Source organism: Streptomyces sp. NPDC054813 (assembly GCF_053611365.1).
Map to the genome: position 1 here is coordinate 214,242 of NZ_JBSHAF010000011.1, position 15,350 is coordinate 229,591.

Consider the following 15,350-nt stretch of genomic DNA (forward strand, 5'->3'; position numbering starts at 1 on the left):
CGCTCGGGTCTCTGGGATTGGCACGTATGACCAGGCCCCTTCCCCGGCGATACACCGGCCGCCGGAGCGACGGTCCGTTCGGCTTGTCCGAGGAGTAGGCTCGAATTACCGAGGATATTTCGCGCACCGGCTACCACGCTCGTGTCGTTTTCGGCGATCGAATAGGCCGGGCCGATCACGGTCGGCCCGGGGCAGGGTTCGCGTCATGACTGCGGCCATTTCCTTCTCGCCGACACTCGAAGACCGGTTGTCGTCGTCCGCACCATCTCCGTCGTCAGCTTCCTCTCCGTCTTCCTCCTCGTCCCCGCTCCGCCTGTCGCTGGCTCCCGTCGGTCCCGCACCGGCTCTCCTGGACGGCGCCTGGTGGCCCCGCTCCCGTGACCTCGGGGCGGAACTCCCCACCCTGACCGCCGTGCTGGATCCGCTGTGGGGGCGGATCACCCGGGTCACGGTGAATCCCACCCACTGGCCGGTCGTTCCACGCAAGGTGCCCGTCGCCGGGCATGTGGTCAACGTGGGCTGGTTCCTGGCCGAGCAGGACCCGCACGAACTGCTGCTGCTCTCCTACGGCGTGGGCCGATGGAACCTGCTGGTGATACCGCCGGGGACGGACCAGGCGTCGGCCGCCTGGCTGATGGCCGCCGCGAGCGACCCACTGGGCACGTCGACCGCGAGCCGGTTGATGGAGGAGGCGGCGCGTCTGCGGACGGTGTCCGAGGCCGACCGGGCCGTGGAGGCGGTCTGGGACTCCGAGGGCGGACACAGGGCCCGTGGTCCGGCCGGTCACGCCACCTCGAAAGTCGACTGTCCGGACCGCTCGTCGCGCTGACCGCCCGGCCGGGGCCGCTCACCCGTGACCGACAACGCCATCCGGCCGGTCTGTGCACGGAGTCCTCCCGGGCGCGGCCCGGTGAGGAGTACCGGGACGCGGGAGACCTTTCCACGGCGGCCGACCGGCGCCATCAGACCTCCACGGCGGCCGACCGGCGCCATCAGACAGCCTGGGTTCGCCGAGTCGCTGGGTAGGGTCGGGGCGTGGACCTCAGCAGCAGGCAGCCGGGCGACGCGTCCGCCGGTGAAGCCGGGGGTGAGCCGTCGCCGCGTGCGGTGCGGGCGCTGTGGTGGGGGTCGGCCGGTCTGGTGCTCGCCGTGCTCGGTACCTCGGTGTTCGTCGCCGGCGGGGATCGCGGATGGCGACCGCTCGTGGCCGCGGCCCTGGTTCTTGCGCAGGTCTGTGCTCTGAGGTGGCAGGTGCGCGCCCCGGTCGCCGTACTGGCCGCGAACACGGCGACGGGGCTCGCGGTGTGGACGCTGCTGCCCGCGGTGTCCCTGACGGGTGCACTGCTCGCGGCCCAGGTCACGTTGTGCGTGCTGTCGGCCACCAGGCCGCGCCGGGCGTCGGTGTGGGCGCTCGCGGCGATGTGCCTGCCGGCGCCACTGGCGTTCCGGGCGGGCGGTGGCCCCACGGGCATGACGGTCTATCTGCTGGCGGTGGTCCTCGCGTGGACAGCGGGGCAGTGGCGCCGGGCGCAACAGGCACGGAGAACGGCGGAGATGCGCCGGGCCGTGGTCGAGGAACGGGCGCGGATGGCGCGCGAGGTGCACGACGTGGTGGCGCACACGCTGTCCGTGATGGTCGTACAGGCGGGCGCCGCGGACGACGTGTTCACGCAACGGCCCGACCAGGCCCGTCAGGCGCTGCGTGCCATCGAGACGGGCGCCCGCTCGGCACTCGGGGAACTGCGGCTCCTGCTGCGAGCGTTCGGGCCCGACACGCAGGACGACGAGGCTGGGGAGCAGCGGAGGCCGGGCCCCTCGCTCGCGCGCCTGGACGAGCTGGCCGACACCGTGCGCGCGACCGGGATGACCGTGAACGTGCACCGCGAGGGCGTCCTCGACGGGCTGCCGGCCACGGTGGACCTGGCGGCGTACCGGATCGTCCAGGAGGCCCTCACCAACACGCTGCGCCACGCGGTCGGTGCCGACGAGGTGAGCGTGGGCGTGACGGTCGACGGGGAGTGCGTGAAGGTCACAGTGGTCGACAACGGACGTGCTTCCCAGGGGAGTTCGGGCTCGGCGGGCGAGGGACGCGGTCTGGTGGGGATGAAGGAGCGGGCGCGGCTCGTGGGTGGCAGCCTGCGCGCCGGTCCGCAGCCCGGGGTCGGGTTCGAGGTGGCGGCGCGGCTGCCGGTGGAGGGCGTGTCATGACGTTGCGTGTGGTGGTGGCCGACGACCAGGCCCTGGTCCGTACCGGATTCCGCATGATCATCGATGCCCGGGACGACCTGGAGGTGGTCGGTGAGGCGTCCGACGGCCGGGAGGCGGTGCGGCTGACCCGGGAACTGGCACCTGACGTGGTGCTGATGGACGTACGCATGCCCGTGCTGGACGGCATCGAGGCGACCCGGCGGATCGTGGCGGACGGCAGTCGCGCCCGGGTGCTCGTGCTGACCACCTGGGACCTGGACGCGCACGTGGTCGCCGCCCTGCGGGCCGGGGCGAGCGGTTTCCTGCTGAAGGACATGCGCCCCGGCGAACTCGTCGACGCGATCCGCGTCACCGCGCGCGGTGACGCCCTGCTGGCGCCGACCGTGCTGGGCCGCGTCCTCGACCGGTTCCTGAGCACCGCGCCCGACCAGGCGCCACCGCCCTCGTTGCGGGACCTCTCCGGCCGCGAGCGCGAGGTGCTCACCCTGATCGGGCAGGCGTTGTCCAACGCGGAGATCGCCGAGCGGCTGCGCCTGTCGGAGGCCACCGTCAAGAACCATGTCACCGCGGTACTGCGCAAACTGGGCCTGCGCGACCGCGTCCAGGCCGTCGTCGCCGCCTACGACCACTGCCTCGTGCGGCCGCGCCGCCCCTGACGGCAGGCCTCCTCCTCAAGGAGGAGGCCGGGCCGCGGTCCTCCCGCGTTCCCAGTGCCGTTCCGTTCCCGCGGCCGATCCAGGGCCGGGGTGCCCGGCCCTAGCGTCGAAGGGTGAACGACGACCTGGCCTGCCTCATGTATCTGCTCGCCCACGACGACGCGGCCGAAGGCCCCTTCGACCGTTCCCGCACCCGGTTGCTGGTGCGTGCCGCCGCCCTCGTCGACCTCGCGTCGCGCGGCCGGCTGGGAGAGAACGGCGGCACGGTCACCGTGTCCGGCACGGAACCGACCGGTGACCCGGTCCTGGACGGCGTACTGCGCGATGCCATCGCCGGGCACGGCTGGAAGCGTCTGGTACGCCGCCACCGCAAGCAGACCCTGATCCGGGTGGAGGACCGGCTCGCCGCGGCGGGAGTTCTCACCGTGAAGGCGCCCCGCACCCGCTTCGGCAACCGGCGCCTGACCGTGAGCGACCCCGCCGTGCCCGCCGCACTCCGAGCCCGCGTATCCGCGGCGCTGCACGGTGACCGCCCCGTGCGGGAGCTCCCCGCCGCCGACGCCGCGCTGCTGGCACTGGCCGCCGCGGGCGGTATCCGCTCGGTGGTCTCACGACAGGACCACAAGACCTTCCGGGCCCGTATCGACAGCTGCACCGGGTTGCTGGCCGCGCTCGCGCCGGGCCTGGAGAAAACGGTACGCACACTGCCGATGACCATGATCGCCGCGCAGGGCGGCATGGGCGGCGGCTGACCGAACGGGGAAACGATGACCATGCACCGCGTCCTGACCACCCTGGGCTGCGCCCTCACCGCCGTCCTCGCGACGGCCTGGTCCGCAGCGCCACCGCCCCAGCCCGCCCGGCCCGCCGCCACGACGGTACGTATCCACGACGGCCTGGTACGGGGCACCGCCCACGACGGCTACCGCACCTTCGAGGGCATTCCCTACGCCGCGCCCCCGGTCGGCACACTGCGCTGGGCACCGCCCCGCCCCGCGGCCCCCTGGCCCGGGGTACGGGACGCGACCCGGCCCGCGAGTGCCTGCCCGCAGCCGGCCGGCGAGGTGCCCGGCGGCAGTACCTCCGAGGACTGCCTCCACCTGAACGTCACGACGGCCGACAGCGCGGGACCGGCAGGCCCCCGGCCGGTGATCGTGTGGCTGCACGGCGGCGGCTTCACCACCGGAGCGGGCAATTCCTACGACGCCCACCGCATGGCCGCGCGAGGCGACGTCGTGGTCGTCACCGTCGACTACCGGCTCGGCGCCCTCGGTTTCCTCGCCCACGGCGGGCTGCCCGGCTCCGGCACCTTCGGCCTGGCCGACCAGCAGGCGGCGCTGCGCTGGGTCCGCTCCGAGATCGGCGCCTTCGGGGGGAACGCGCACAACGTGACGCTGGCCGGTGAGTCGGCGGGCGGCTACAGCGTCTGCGCCCAGCTCGCCTCACCCGGCGCCGCGGACCTCTTCGACCGGGCGATCATCGAGAGCGGCCCGTGCACCGGCAGCCCTGACCGCCCGTTCGCGCCGTCCGCCGTCCCCCTGCCCACGGCGCGTGCCACGGGTGCGAGCCTCGCGGCGAAGGTCGGCTGCGGATCCGCCCGCGACGTGATGGCCTGCCTCCGGCGCGTGACCGTCCCCCGCCTGCTCGCGGCCCAGGACGCCGATCAGCAACCCGCCTACGCCACGCCGCTGTTGCCCAGCGACCCCGCGGCAACGATCACCGCCGGCCGCTTCCACCACGTCCCCGTACTCATCGGCGACAACCACGACGAGGGCAACGGCTGGGCCGCCGGGATCATCCAGGCCGGCAACCCCGTCACCCCCGGCACCTGGCCCGACGTCGTGTCCGCCTTCTTCCCCTCCCCGGGGCAGGCCAAGGCCGTCGTCCGCGAATACCCGGTGCACCGCACCGACGGAGGCCCGGTGTTCGGCGCGGTCATCGGCGACGCGAACTTCGCCTGCCCGACGGCGCGCACCGACGCCCTGCTCACCGCTCACGTACCCACCTGGCGCTACGAGTTCGCCGACGAGCACGCCCCGCCGCTCACCTCCGGCACGCCACCGTTCCCGCTCGGCGCACCGCACGCGAGCGAACTGCCGTACCTCTTCGACCTGGGCGGCCGCCCCCGTGACCTGACCGCGGCACAGCACCGGCTGGCCGACACCATGATCGACTACTGGACCCGCTTCGCCCGCACCGCCGACCCCAACGGCCCCTCGTCGCCGCACTGGCCCCGGCGGACCGTGCTCTCCCTCGCACCGGAGCAGATCGTCCCCACCCACACGGCGGAGGTCCGCCACCACTGCGCGTTCTGGAACGCCCACGGGTGACTGCCACGAGGGCACACCACCCCGGCCGACAACCAATCCCCAGGCCACTGACCTGGGGCTGCCCTCTCCCTGGAATGGTCGACGGGGCCTGATCGCGGCCCTGTCGACCGTGGTTGGCGCGGTCCCTGGGTGGGGCCTGATCACGAACAACCGCTATGCGGGATTGCACTGTTACCTGTGTGTAAATGCGGATAATGGTTCACACTGGTCTTCCGGCTGAAGGAAGGTGCGCCCTTGTCGGACGGCGTCAGTGAACTTGTGGACAAGTTTGTCAGGTACTTCTGCTGCGACCCGAAAACGGCAGTTCACGGCCCGTACGAGCCACCCAGGGGCGGGGAATTCGCCCTGAGTCGCGAGGAGCTGATCCCTGAGCAGCTCTTCCGCTACCGGCTTGTCGACACCGAGGGCCGACCGGTGGACGTCCAGATCTATGTGGGTATCACGGGCGTGGGCGGGCTGCTGTGGGAGCAGGAAGTGCGCGTCCTGCTGCGGGTCGGCGCGACGGGGCAGCCCGGCCTGCCGCGGATCCTGGACGGCGGCTTCCGCTCTCCGGAAGAGACGAGCGACGCGATCGGCGGCAGTACTCTGCGCGGCGTGGCGGTGGTTGTCACCCGCGGCAGCCGCAACACCCTGGCCGACCCCGAGGCGGTCGCCTACATGCACCGCAATCCCAAGCTGTCCTTACGTCAGTTCCTGCTGCTGGCCGAGGCATTGGCGACCCTGCACGGCCTCGGCGCCTACCACCGCAACCTGTGGCCCGGCACGATCGGCGCCACCGACCAGGACCCGCCGGACATGTGGCTGGCGCGCTTCGAGATGAGCGCGCTGATGGCGAATCTGGTCCAGAACTCGATGATCGACGCCCATGGTGAAGGACAGAAACTGCGCGGACTGTACCTGTCGCAGCCGCCCCGCGCGCTGGCCTTCGCCCCCAAGGAGCGACTGGACTTTCTCTTTCCGGACGACGGACACTCGCCCGTCGCGGAGGACGAACGCGTCGACGTCTACGCCCTGGCGGCCGTGGTCTGGGAATGGTTCTTTGGTCCGATGCCCCCCGAACTGCTGCCTCTGCAGGGCGAGTTGTCGCACAGCACACCACAGCGGCTGGCGGAGCTAAATGCCCATCTCATCGCCAGGCTCAGGACTGAGCGGGAGCTGCCACCCCAACTCACCGGCCTGCTTGAGCGGATGCTCTGCTGGGACCGCCCGCGTGAGCGTCCCACGGCATACGAGGTTGTCGAGGAACTGCACCGGGAGTACGAACGCATCGTCGTCACCTGGGACGAGCGAGTCAGCAGCCGGCCGTATCTGATCGGTTACATGCCGGAGGAGTCCAAGCTCACCATCTACGCGTGGGGCTGGCTGGGGCACAGCCCCGAGACCGAGACCGGCCGCCTGGAGCTCGCCGGGCTGATCCAACGGGATCTGAAAGGCGCCAGGCTGCTGCGCTCCCCGCACGGCGCGGTCCCCTTCGTGGTGGGCGGCGAACGTGACCAGCGCGCTCGCGCCGAGGCGAAACATGTGCTGGTCGGCAGTAGGGCGCTGTGGTTCTGCACCTACTACCGGCCGCGCCTCGGGTGGGGCGGACTGGGTCCGGAACTCGACGAGGTGCTGCTGATCAAATACGTGGTGCGCCGCGACCAGCACTCCGTCCGCACACGGCTGCAGCCCTTGCTGGACCAGCCGCTGCGCCGGGAACTACCCGAACTGGAAGCGGTTCCGACCGACATGGACACCGGCGAGTTCGACCGGGTGCGCGAGGACCGCCCCTCATGGCGGCCGCTCGTCGAGGCGGTGGGCTCGGCGCGCCAGGCCCCTGACCACGAGCGGCAGTACGAGGCGGCGATCGACTGGCTGCTGGAGTACCAGGGCGCGGAACTGCTCGCACGTACCTACGCCTGCGAAGGCCCGGAGGACTCGCCGCGCACGGTCACCGTCAGCCTGGACGAGGATCGCGACCAGGGGTGGGTCAACGAGTCGGCGCTGCTGACCAAGTACGCGGACATGGGGTTCCGCCCCTCGTTGGGTGACTTCTTCGGTTCTCTGGAGGGCGACCACGGCATGCCGGCCGCCGTGGAGATCGTCCCCGACGAGCGGGGGCGGCCCGGACCGTCCCGGTACGCCGCCCGCGCGCTGGTCAAGGACAGGGGCGGCCCGGACCGGGTGGTCCTGGAACTCACGGAGGACTCGCCCCCGGTGCCCGAAACGGGGTGGATCAGGCCGCTGGACGACCGGGGCAGCCGTATCGCCCTGGAACGCCAGGTGGACGGCCGTCTGGAGATGATGAACAACCCGGCGCTCCTCGATCAGCTGCGTTCGCCGAGGTCGCTCCGGCTGCTGCCCTACCGCTGGCGGCGGGCGGGCGAGCGGCTGAGCGGGGACGACGGCAAGAAGGCGGTGCAGCAGCTTCTCACCCAAGAGCCCTTCTTCGCTCTCCAGGGCCCGCCCGGTACCGGCAAGACGACGGTCGCGGCTGAGGCCATCGCGCACTATCTGCGGGTCTATCCCGGGCACCGGGTGTTGGTGTCGGCCCAGTCCAACTTCGCACTGGACAACCTGGCCGAGCGGGTTCTGCGCCGGCTGGACGCCCTCGACGATCTCGGCGAGTCCACGCACCGCTGGGAGGGGGTGGCGCTCCGGGTGGCCTCTCCCAAGGCGCCCGTGGACCCGGTGCTGGAGCCGTGGCGGGAGAACCGGCTGGCAGAGGAGCGCGCCGACTGGATTCGGCGCAACCTGCCGCGCCGCTTGAAAGGGGTGGGCGACGACGCGCGGGGCGTACTGGAGGAGTGGCGGCGGATGCTGGAGGAGAACGCCACCGACAGCGTGCTGCCGGAGCTGGGCGACCGGCTGCGCCGGACGGCCAACCTCGTCTTCGCCACCTGCGCGATGGCCACCGCGGAGAACGTCACACCCGTCGGAGTGCGCAGCACCATGGACTGGGTGGTCGTCGAGGAGGCGGCCAAGGCGTGGCCGACCGAGCTCGCCATGCCGCTGTGCCGCGGACGGCGCTGGACCCTGATCGGCGACCACAAACAGCTTCCGGCGCACCGCCGCGAGGACGTCCTGCGCTTCCTGGAGAGCTGCGTCGACGACCCGGACGAGGAGTTCCAACGGATCGGCGCCAACCACGACGCCTACGTCCGGGCCTTCGACCTGTTCCGCTCGTTGTTCGAGCCGCCCGGTGAGCTGCCCGGGCAGGGAGCGGACAGCGCGAATGATGCGAACAGGACGAGGAGTACGAGCAACAAGGACAAGCGCGGGAGACCGCTGCTGACGCTGCACACGCAGTACCGGATGCGGGACGAGATCAGCCAGGTCGTCAGTCGTGTCTTCTACCCGGCGCCCGGCGGCAGACGGCTGCCGGACGGCCTGCCGCCGGGACTGCTGACCACCGGGCAGGAGGTCGCCCCGGTGAACCTGACCGCGCCCGAGGCCCTGGCCGGGCGCTCGCTGGTGTGGCTGGACACCCACGGCGAACCGGACTGCCAGGGCGTGCCCCGCTGGTTCAACCACGGTGAGGCACGGGTCGTGCAGGAACTCGTCGAGGCCATGCGCCCGGCTCCCGTACCGCTGGGCGCCGGCGAGCCCGGGACTACGCTGGCGGTTCTCAGCCCCTACCGGCAGCAGAACCGACAGCTGGCCAAGCGTGGACTGGAGCGCTACCTGTCCACCGTGCACGCCTTCCAAGGCCGGGAGGCCGACATCGTCGTGGTGTCCCTCGTACGCGACAGGCGACCGCCCGGCACCGAAACCCAGCCGTGGCTGGGACTGGGGCATCTGACCGGGGCCGACCTGATCAATGTGATGCTCTCCCGGGCCCGTCAACTCCTCGTCCTGGTCGGGGATTTTGAGCATTTCGCGGCGTTCCGTCCGCGGTCGACGGAGGACGAACCGGAGGTGGTGCCCCGGCCCGTCCCGGAGACGCCGCCCCGGCCCGTCCCGGCCGCCCGGCCTGCCCCTGCACCGGTGCCCAAGCCGGGCCCGATGCCTGCCCGCGGGGGTGCCGGAGAGCACGACCACGACGAGGCCCAGGTCCAGGAGGGGCGCCGCAGGGCCCAGCGGCCGATGACCGACGTCGGTTTCTGGCACCAGGTCTGCCGGGCGGTGGAACTGTACGGTTCCCGGATTCCGGTCGCCGACCTCACCGGCCTCAGGCGCTCCGGCGTGGCGGTCGGCCCGCCGGTCGACCCGGCAGCCGCCTCAGCAGTCCGCCCGGTGGAGCCGTGATGAGGACAAGCCCCGGCAGCAGAGCTGTCATCTACGTCCCCTGCGACACCTTTCTGGTCCACGTCAGCGCCGGCCTCGGGGACGTCCTCTCGCCGATCGAGATGACAGCCCTGCGGCTCATCGACGCGCTGGAGCGGGACCGGGCCGGCATGCCCGGCATCACCTCGGTGGAGCAGCTCGTGGAACTCCTCGGCCTCGGACACCGGGTCACCCTGGAGCTTCTCCACGACGTGTGGCGCAAGGGCTATGTGCGGCTGGACTTCACCAGCGGCGGAGTCCTGGTCAGCGAGGAGGTCCGCACCAGGATCGTGGCGAACACCCTGCACGAGCTGCCCGGCGCCGAGACGCTCGACTACGACTGCGAGGTGATGATCGACCGGCTGACCGGTCTGGTCCAGCCGCGCCGGGGGAACCTCGCCCCGGGCTCGGGCCGGCTGGCCGTGGAACCGCCGATCGACGACACCACGCCGGCCCAGGTGCCCCGGGCCGAGTTGATCCCGGCACTGGAGCGTGACCTGCACCGGCGCTTCACCGAGCGGGACGCGGACGGCCCCGACGCGGGTGCCGGGGCCGTCCACGCACGGCAGGGCAACGGCCGTCCGCCCCGGGTGCTCTCCTACCGGACCCCCACGAACGACGCCCAGATCACCGAACGGCGCTGGATCGCGCTGGACGTCCTCGTCCACGAGGACCCCGACACGGGCCGGCTCCAGGTCGTCGTCGCCGACCGGGCCTACCCCGCCTCCCGGCACCAGCTCGCCGGGGAGCGGCTCACCCAGCTCGCCGCCGACAACGCGTCCACCCCGTTCGTCCGCGCGCTGCGCTCCGTGGCCGGACAGGACCTCATCGACCCGCCTCCGCTGGAGCGGCTGCTCATCCGCTTGCACGAACGCGCCGACCGGGCCTTCTCCGTCCCCGCCGCCACCCGGTCCGCCCGTCACCTCGAACTCGGCGACGAGGCCCGGACCGTGTGCGCGGCGCTCGACAACCGGACCGCCAGCGAGGTACGCGCCGTCACCGTCGCCGACGAGGAGCATGAGGCCCGGATCGCCGAGCTGATAGGGCAGAGCCGGACCCAACTGGTGATCGCCGCGCCGAAGATCACGGTCACCGGCTGGCGGCGCTGGGAGCCGGCACTGCGCCGGGCGCTCGACGCCCGGGTCACGGTGGCGTTGCTGTGGGGCGAGCAGCCCACCGCCAAGCTGCCGAGCCCGGTCCACAACGCCCTGGTCAGCCTGGTACGCCGGTACGGCCCAGGTCGGCTGCTGTATCCGCAGGTGGCCCCCTGTCCCGAGACGAACGTGGTGATCCAGGACGACCGGGCCGCGCTGATCAGTGACCGCGACATCATGGGGCATCCCGCCTCCCACACCCTCGGGCTCCTGCTGACCGCCCCGGACGAGGACAGCCACACCGTCGTCTTCGGCCGGCTGCTCTCCTGGGCGGCCGGCATCGTCCCCACGGCGAGGATGAGCCGGCTGCTCAGGACGACGAGTGACGCCTTCGGTACCGGACAGCCGGTGCTCCCGGAGGCGCTCGGCTTCCCGGAGGCACCCCCGGAGGAGGCCGACGCCTCCGAAAGGGCCGTACGGGCATGGTCCGACGGCTGGATCGCGTACGCCCGGGCACTGGCAGAGACGGCGGCGAGCCGCGAACTCCCGGCCGCCCGCGTCGTGGACACCGACGCGCACGTCGATCTGCTGTGGCGGGCACTGCGTTCGGCCCGGCGCCGGCTCGTCATCAGCAGTGACCGGCCACCGTCCGTCGACGACCGGTTCGTGACGCTGCTGGCAGGCAGACTCCAGGAGGGGGTGTGGGTGACCCTCGGGCTGGCGGTGCCGCCCGGCCAGGAGCCCGCCGAACTGGTGCGGCTGGCGGCCGAGTACCCGGGCCGGCTGCGACTGGTGCCCGCGCGCGGCCGGATCCTGGTCCACGACGACGAGGTCCTGGTGGGCGGCAAGGACCTGCTGGGCGAGGGCGGACGCGGCGCCTGGCGCGGCCGCCCCCGGCCCGCGCCGGGGATCGTGCTCACCGGTGCCCGGGCCGCCGCCGGACTGGCCGCCGCGGTCGGCGAACCACCCGAGGTCGCCGCACTCGTCCGCCGGCAGGAGACGGCCCCTGCCGCGTCCGGTGGCGCGGATCCTCGCGTCGTCTACGCCCGGCAGCGCATCGTCACGAACTGGCGGCCGGACGCGGAAGGCGCGGCGCTGCTGCGGACCGAGCTCGGCCAGTCGCAGGATCCCTGGGCCGTACTGGAGGACCTCGACCGGACTACCGAACCGGACCTGGTCACCGCCGCCGCGGCCTGCTGCCTGCTGCACCACACGGCCGCCGCACCTTCCGCAACCAGCGCACACTGGCGGCTGAGGCTGGTCCGGCTGTGCTGGGGCCGGGGCGACTACACGCGCGCCGCGCTCCTGAGGCGGTCCGTCGCCGACCCGGACGCCCGGCCGCGGCTGCCCCTGGCCGCCATCGCCGCCGCTCGCGGAGGACGGCGGCTGGGCATGCATCTGCTGGAGGTCGCGGTTGGCACCGACCTCGACTCCGACGAGCAGGCGGCGCTTCTGCTGGTCGCCGTGGAAGAGGTGCTGCGCACCGGCGACGACCTCGCACGGGACGTCGTGGTGGACCTGGCCGCCGGGCTCGGGGCACCCTGGGAGGAACTCGGCACCGCGGTACACCGCTGTCACCAGGAGCTCTACGGCCTTCCCGCGGGCCCGCAGATCCGCCGGGCACTCAGTGACGAACGGCACCAGGAGGCAAGGGACGCGCAGTGGCTGGCGTTGGAACAGGCGCTGCTGGTGGCCGACCGACCGCCGGTGAACATCAAGCCGGCCATCCGGACCCACCATGTGCTCTTCCGTGACGACCGGCTCTTCGGCCGGATACGGGCCCTGGTGTCCGGCCGTGACACGGACGGCCTGGGCGCCCTGCTGGCGAAGGAGACCGGCGCCGGCCGCCGCCACGGTGACGGGCGGGCCGTGGCGGCGGACCTGGTGGACGATGTCTGGCGAGGGGTGAGCCACGTACGTGACGAGCCGCTGACCGGCCCGCCCAGGGAGAACTACCTGTCCAAACTCGGCGAGGTACTGGACCTCGCATGGCTGGCCGCCGCCGCCGACACCGGCCCGGAACCCGGTGAGCAGCGGGCTCACGGCCCCCACGACCCCCTGGACGCCGTACGGGAGTTGGGGCGCGTCATGGTGGATCTGCACGGCCGGACCCAGGCGGCCGTAGCGGAACTGACCCAGCCGGAGCGCGAGTTGTGCGGCACCGTCCTGGACGGCCTGGACGACCTGTACCGGCTGGGAGCGGCACAGAGGGCGGCGGCGGACGAGGTGGGGCAGCACTGATGGAACCGACCGACGCGATCCTGCTGGACGTTCTCGAGGACTGGTCCGACCGATGGAGCCACACCGCGCTCGTCTCGGCGCTCGCGGGGGACCGCCCGCTGTCCTCGGCCCTCGGTACGGACGCCCTCGACGAGTTGGCCGAGGAGCTGCTCGACGGCCTGCTGGTCCCGCGCGGCGCGGCGACGGCGGCACGGCAACTGCTGGCCGAGGGCCGCTTCGCCCTGGTGGATCTGATGCTCGACGGAGGCCGACTATCCCTGGATGACGCCCGGCAGCTCAAGAGCGACCTCGCCGACGCCCGCCGCGGGGCCGCAGGCCGTGCCACGCGCGCCCTGCACCTGCTGACCCGCCGAGCCGAACAACTGGACCTGGCCCGCGGCTGGCACGAGGACGACGGCATGGGGCACGACTATCTGGTGGAGCTTGCCACCGCCGACGAGCCCACCTTCACCGAACTGCTCGCAGGCTGGGAGACGCAGGCCGGCCAGGCGGAGCGCATACGGGGCGACGAGCTACGCGCCGAGCTGGGGCGGCCGCGCGACGGCGAGTCACCGGACCGGGCGGCCCGGAACCTTCTGGAGGAGTGTCTGGCCGCGGGGGAGTTCCGGCTGGCCCGCGCACTGGTGCGCAGCGACCGGGCGCAGTTCCCCGCCGACGCCGGACCCTCGGGGCTCGCCCGGTTGCCCAGACCGGTACAGCTGCGCCGGTACGCGCTTCAGGACGTACTGGAGTGGTACCGGAACGGCGAACTGGGCTCTGCCGAACTGCACGGCTGGCTGCCGGCCTTCGATGACACGGCGGGGCGGCGGCTGACGGACGCTCTCGCCGCGCTGGTCCTGGCCGGAGCCGCTCGGCCGCCCGAGCCATCGCCGGTGCGCGAGCTGGTGGAGGCGCTGCACGAGTGCGTGGGGACCGCCGAGCCGGTGGTGGAGTGCGAGGCCCTGGCCGGCGGGGTGGTGAGCCGGCTGTACTGCACCAGTGATCACCGGCTGCCCCCGCTGGGCCTCTTCGGCAGGGCGGGGATCGCCTTGTGGGTGGCGCCGAGCACGGCGGAACCGCCCGAGCAGCTGGCCTCGGCACCCTTCATCTGGCTGGTGCCCGAGTGGGAGGGGGAGACCCCGTCGGCCGAGGGGTGCGGCCCGCTGTACGCGGACGACCTGCTGCGACTGGCCGCTCCGACGCCTCAGGGGTTGGTGCCGCCCCCGGCCGAACGGCAGTTGGCGCTGCTGCGGGCGGTGGCACCGGGTCTCGGGGTGAGCGGGCTGCTGGACGCGGGCCGCCCCGGGGCCGGACGGGGCCTTGAGCTGGCGGGCCGGGGCAAGGCCGCGCTCCAGCTCTCGTGGTTCTTCGACCTGCTCGGCCTGCAGCCTGACAGCGTCACAGTGGAGACCGTGCTCTACGAGACGGGCGGGCACCCGTCGGCCCTCCGGGAACTGCTACAGACCCTCTGTGGCCATCCGGAGTCCCGCCTCTCCGGCCGGGATCTGAGTGCCCGGCTGGAGGCGGTGCGGGAGGGCAGCGACTGGCGGCGGCGGGCCGCACGTCAGGTGCAGGAGCAACTGCCGGACATCAACGCCGGCTTGGCACTCCACACCGCCCTGTGGCTGCACAGCGGGGGCGGTCGCGGCGAGTTCGAGGTCGGCGAGCTGACCGAGGTTCTCGCCGAACTCGCGGGCAGTGGCGGCGTCCCTCCTCTGGTGGAACTGGCAGCCGGGGTGGGACCCCTGGTGTCCCTGGGGATCATGGAGCGCCGGAACGAGCGGCTGACCCTGGCTCCGAACGGACTGCCTGAACTCCTGGCCCGGGGGGATGGACGACAGTCCGAGGAGATGGTTGCGGACCTTCTGCGGCAGGCCCGTGAGCAGGCGGACGCCGTGCTCGCCCAGGTGGTCGTCTCGCTGAACCAACTCACGGTGGACACGGTCGACCACTACAACACCAACCTCCAGCGCAAGCTCTCGGAGATCATCACCAAGACGGCGGAGGAGGAGGACCGCGAGCGCCGGATGACGCTCAAGGAGGAGTACCTGCGGGTCTCCGAACAACTGCGCCAGGTGGGCTCCCTGATGAGCACGGCCAAGGAGGCGCCCCGGCCGCTGCCGCTGGCCGAGGTCATCGCGGAACAGACCTGCGGGGCCCATCTGAGCTCGAAGGGCCGCGACAGGTACGACGTCACCGGCGCCGAGCACCTGTGGGTCAAGGCCAACCCCTGGTTGCTCGGCCAGGTCTTCTGGAATCTCTTCGACAACTCGCGCAAGGCGATCGACGCGACGGCCACCAAGCACGGCTTCGTCGAGGTGACGGTGACCGAATGGAGAGCCGTCGACGGCACGTCCTGGTGCGCGATCCTCGTCGCCGACTCCGGGGACGGCATGGCGCAAGGCGTGGCCTCCCTGCTCAACCAGGGCGAATGTCTGAGCACCCGGAACGGATCAGGCCAGGGCATCCGTCTCGCGCGCGCCCTGACACAGTTGTACGAGGGCAGGCTGCGGGTACTGCCTGAGCCCTCCCCGGAACTGTGCGGCGCTCAGGTCCGGATCGAACTTCCGCTGATCTCCCCCTCCGCCGGCGACTGA

The 15,350-nt window shown here is 72.4% G+C and carries 8 protein-coding genes; all 8 read left to right on the plus strand.

Annotated elements, in window-relative coordinates; genetic code table 11:
• Nucleotides 1-205 precede the first annotated feature (205 nt).
• Nucleotides 206-829 (plus strand): DUF5994 family protein, encoded by a 624-nt coding sequence (locus ACWGJB_RS23760; protein ID WP_453382126.1) that lies wholly within the window; start codon nt 206-208, stop codon nt 827-829.
• Nucleotides 830-1,035: 206 nt separating this feature from the next.
• Entirely contained in the window at nt 1,036-2,208 is a 1,173-nt protein-coding gene (locus ACWGJB_RS23765; protein WP_453382127.1) for a sensor histidine kinase, read from the plus strand.
• Nucleotides 2,205-2,864 (plus strand): response regulator, encoded by a 660-nt coding sequence (locus ACWGJB_RS23770; RefSeq protein ID WP_453382128.1) that lies wholly within the window; start codon nt 2,205-2,207, stop codon nt 2,862-2,864. Before ACWGJB_RS23765 ends, ACWGJB_RS23770 begins: the two co-directional genes overlap by 4 nt.
• A gap of 113 nt (nt 2,865-2,977) precedes the next feature.
• Entirely contained in the window at nt 2,978-3,616 is a 639-nt protein-coding gene (locus ACWGJB_RS23775) for a GOLPH3/VPS74 family protein (protein ID WP_453382129.1), read from the plus strand.
• 15 nt (nt 3,617-3,631) lie between these two features.
• Nucleotides 3,632-5,194 carry a carboxylesterase/lipase family protein gene (locus ACWGJB_RS23780; RefSeq protein ID WP_453382130.1) on the plus strand — a complete coding sequence of 521 codons (1,563 nt, stop codon included), beginning with the start codon at nt 3,632-3,634 and terminating at the stop codon, nt 5,192-5,194.
• 258 nt (nt 5,195-5,452) lie between these two features.
• Entirely contained in the window at nt 5,453-9,421 is a 3,969-nt protein-coding gene (locus ACWGJB_RS23785; RefSeq protein ID WP_453382131.1) for an AAA domain-containing protein, read from the plus strand.
• The gene (locus ACWGJB_RS23790; protein ID WP_453382132.1) at nt 9,421-12,774 is read left to right on the plus strand and encodes a hypothetical protein; all 3,354 of its coding nucleotides are present in this window, start codon (nt 9,421-9,423) and stop codon (nt 12,772-12,774) included. The genes ACWGJB_RS23785 and ACWGJB_RS23790 overlap by 1 nt, the downstream gene beginning before the upstream one ends.
• The gene (locus ACWGJB_RS23795) at nt 12,774-15,350 is read left to right on the plus strand and encodes an ATP-binding protein (RefSeq protein ID WP_453382133.1); all 2,577 of its coding nucleotides are present in this window, start codon (nt 12,774-12,776) and stop codon (nt 15,348-15,350) included. The genes ACWGJB_RS23790 and ACWGJB_RS23795 overlap by 1 nt, the downstream gene beginning before the upstream one ends.

What these genes read in the sequence shown, in the direction of transcription:
- ACWGJB_RS23790 (WP_453382132.1), top strand. Translation starts at nt 9,421, where the DNA reads ATGAGGACAAGCCCCGGCAGCAGAGCTGTCATCTACGTCCCCTGCGAC.
- ACWGJB_RS23795 (WP_453382133.1), top strand. Translation starts at nt 12,774, where the DNA reads ATGGAACCGACCGACGCGATCCTGCTGGACGTTCTCGAGGACTGGTCC.
- ACWGJB_RS23770 (WP_453382128.1), top strand. Translation starts at nt 2,205, where the DNA reads ATGACGTTGCGTGTGGTGGTGGCCGACGACCAGGCCCTGGTCCGTACC.
- ACWGJB_RS23760 (WP_453382126.1), top strand. Translation starts at nt 206, where the DNA reads ATGACTGCGGCCATTTCCTTCTCGCCGACACTCGAAGACCGGTTGTCG.
- ACWGJB_RS23780 (WP_453382130.1), top strand. Translation starts at nt 3,632, where the DNA reads ATGACCATGCACCGCGTCCTGACCACCCTGGGCTGCGCCCTCACCGCC.